We start from the raw sequence: 564 nt of genomic DNA, 5'->3' as shown, positions 1-564 counted from the left end.
GCGGTGCACCGGTGACGGTTTGGCGTGAACTTCGTAGATTAGGTAGTCAAAAAGTCGAAAGCCCAGCAATCGATCCAGTTTTGGCCGCCGCTGATGCCGGTGACTGGGCGGCTTACACTCAGTTACAAGGCGGTGCAATGGTACAGCGTAAAGACTTGCGCGTAAGAGTTTCTTACGAAGAAACACAAAACCAGTTTGAGGAAGATGTTAAAAAGATTAAGGGGGTATTTTCACCGATCGTCGGCATAGCATCTTTTATATGCACCCGTTTAATAAAATGGGCGATCGTCTCTAAAAATAGGCGCGACTGCGCCCCTCGGAGTTCTGTCAATAACTGTACGGTGGTCAAAACATCACCACTGGACGATCAACGCGCGGAAATTAAAAAACAACTGAGAATTATCGGGGTACCGGACGACGATTTTACCGTAAATCGACTATTTTTTAGGCACAGCATTCAAATTAACCACAATCAGTATTTGAAATTGGACAATACGCTGGACGGAGTGCACCTAATTTTTAGTAATTCGCCGTCCGTTCCGCGAAAATATAAAAAACAGGATA

The 564-nt window shown here is 45.2% G+C and carries 1 pseudogene; it reads left to right on the top strand.

Features of this window, described 5'->3' with window-relative positions:
- Positions 1 to 564 (top strand): annotated as a pseudogene (locus J3U35_RS05180) (hypothetical protein); the annotation flags it as partial.

The sequence above is a fragment of the Gilliamella sp. B2717 genome (assembly GCF_026536675.1).
In the GTDB taxonomy this organism is placed as follows: Bacteria; Pseudomonadota; Gammaproteobacteria; order Enterobacterales; family Orbaceae; genus Gilliamella; species Gilliamella apicola_I.
Note: the sequence above shows the minus strand (reverse complement) of the source record. Positions and strands in the feature narration are given on the sequence as shown.